The organism is Pantoea hericii (assembly GCF_014155795.1).
Classification (GTDB): Bacteria; Pseudomonadota; Gammaproteobacteria; order Enterobacterales; family Enterobacteriaceae; genus Pantoea; species Pantoea eucalypti.
In genome coordinates, this window is sequence record NZ_SCKV01000016.1 from 1 (window position 1) to 2072 (window position 2072).

3 protein-coding genes and 1 pseudogene are annotated in these 2072 nt (G+C 51.5%); 2 read left to right on the forward strand and 2 right to left on the reverse strand.

The genetic code is table 11. The features are described 5' to 3' along the window. Nucleotides 1-742, forward strand: a 742-nt coding sequence (locus H7K52_RS18790) for a glycine-rich domain-containing protein (protein WP_476641277.1), incomplete at its 5' end; no start/stop codon positions are given. Further along, nucleotides 742-954, forward strand: a complete 213-nt coding sequence (locus H7K52_RS18795; protein WP_220486879.1) for a hypothetical protein — start codon at nucleotides 742-744, stop codon at nucleotides 952-954. The genes H7K52_RS18790 and H7K52_RS18795, both read left to right, overlap by 1 nt. A gap of 26 nt (nucleotides 955-980) precedes the next feature. Here the strand turns inward: H7K52_RS18795 and H7K52_RS18800 are convergent, their stop codons facing one another. Both H7K52_RS18800 and H7K52_RS18805 read right to left on the reverse strand, forming a co-directional pair. Further along, nucleotides 981-1571 carry a tail fiber assembly protein gene (locus tag H7K52_RS18800; protein WP_182630347.1) on the reverse strand — a complete coding sequence of 197 codons (591 nt, stop codon included), beginning with the start codon at nucleotides 1569-1571 and terminating at the stop codon, nucleotides 981-983. Continuing rightward, nucleotides 1571-2072: pseudogene (locus H7K52_RS18805) on the reverse strand (phage tail protein); the annotation flags it as partial. The pseudogene H7K52_RS18805 and the gene H7K52_RS18800, both read right to left, overlap by 1 nt.

Here is a 2072-nt window from a genome sequence, read left to right on the forward strand (position 1 = left end):
AAACCTCGGTATTAGCGAAAAGTTTTCCGGCAGGCTTTTGCGCACTGTAGTTATGACTGTTTCCGGCAATTACACGCCTGACCCGGCAGCTACAAAGGTGCTCTGTCAGATAGTCGGTGCCGGTGCCAGTGGAAGCAGCCCCGCTGCGGTAAATTCTTCCTCATATACTGCTGCTGGCGGTGGCGGTGGGGGCGGCGGTTATGTGGAGTTTGAAATTGATCTGACAAAGGCAAAGGTTGACAGCGTTCCTGTGACCATTGGCCTGGGCGGTGCAGCAGTAACAGGATCGGAAGGTATCAAGGGCGGCACTACGTGGTTCGGTACCAAAATTTCTGCATCAGGTGGTAATACAGGTTCGATAGCAACACGCCCGCGCGCTGATTATTCGAATACGATCAGTTCACTGATGGTGATTCCAGGTCTGCCAGGTGTCGGAGAGTTTAAAGAGACTGCGACCGGGTACAGGCTTATCCGTAAGGCTAATGGCAACTATGGCGGCTGGGGCTATCTGGGGACGCAGGGGCAGTTAGGCGGTTACGGCGGTGCCAGCGTTCTGTCAGGCGAGACATCTGCAACGGGTAATAAAGGCAGCGGCGCGAACGGTACGGATGCAGGTTACGGGGCCGGGGGAAGTGGAACCTGTAACCTTTATGATGAGACTAAACCGGATGCAGCAGTTTACAACGCCAAAAAATCCGGCGATGGAGCCAATGGCGTAGCAATCTTTTGTGAGTACGCATAATGAACAAACAATATGCAGTAATTAAAACAGGCGGCTACCTTGTTGAAAACACCATCGCCGCACCGTCTGACTTTACGATCAAGGGCTGCTATCTGATTGAAATCAGCGAAGACAACGCCGCGCAGCCTGGCGCTTATTACAATCCAGATGATGGCCGTTTTTATGGCGATGCGGATTATAAGACCGACTATAAAGAGTTCAGGCTGTCATAAAATAAGCCCGCATATGCGGGCTTTATTCATTCAGGCTTTTCCGGCCACGTAACATCGGGAGCGTGCTGAGTGCTGACGGCCTGAACAGCCTGCACGTATTTCATCCATTCCATCAGTGAAGCCTTATCTGATTCAGTAATCATTTCTAAGCGCAGCTGAGTCTGCCATGCCTGTGTGATGCTGTTCGCTTCTGCAATCAGTTCGGCCTGTCGCTCATTGGCTTCTTTAACATCCGCCGCTTTCTTTTCAGCTGAATCAGTTACCCACTTTTCGCCGTCCCATTTATCCCAGGCGGTTGCAGGTTTCAATAGTGTTGTGTCTGCCGGGTAGTCTCCCGGTTCACTGATTATTACTGCTGAGCCATCATTAACTGAATAAACCGTTTCCCCACGATGATCGGCTACAGCCGTCCAGGCTCCATCCTGATAAATCGCTACGCGCCCGGCTTCAGTAACGGGCGGTGCGGTGATGCAGGCATTCGCGGGAAGGCCAACACCCTGAGCCAGATACTCATCATTTGAGCCAGTGAACTCGCCGCTTACCGTATCAAAATTATAAATTGTCAGTGTGCCGGCCGATTTTGCCAGGCCGTTTTTATCAAGCGTTACCTTTGCCATTATGCAGCTCTCACGATGTAGTTAAATGCGACGTTACGCGGACGGCTAATACCGTATACGCCTATCGGCCACGTATTTGATACGTAATCATTAGTTGTTGGCGTCATCGACACATACATGCCAGAAGTGCTTGAAAGAGATGCTGCATCGTAACCCCACCTGGCTCTGTCAACGAGGTTGTTTATGGCAACCACCGTGTTAGTGCTCGCACCATCGTCACCTACCACCACGGATCCCTGCTGAGTTGACAATAAAGTACGGCCGGAATCCACGCCGCGCCCATCATCCCAGCCACGAATAAATTCACCACGTAAATCAGCGAGTTTCAACCCCGGATAAACTAACGCCAGTTTCGGATAGAGAGTGTCGCTGAAACCTGCCCCATTACTTTTCAGGAAGACCATGCCAGCCATTGAGGGAAAGAGTTCATTAGGCATTTTTGCGTGAGGCCAGGGGAAAGGCGAACCGATAACGGGCGCACCTTCGCCTAAACCGAGGTTT

Excerpts from the sequence above, each read along its gene's own strand:
- H7K52_RS18795 (WP_220486879.1), top strand. The coding sequence starts at position 742 with ATGAACAAACAATATGCAGTAATTAAAACAGGCGGCTACCTTGTTGAA.
- H7K52_RS18800 (WP_182630347.1), bottom strand. The coding sequence starts at position 1,571 with ATGGCAAAGGTAACGCTTGATAAAAACGGCCTGGCAAAATCGGCCGGC.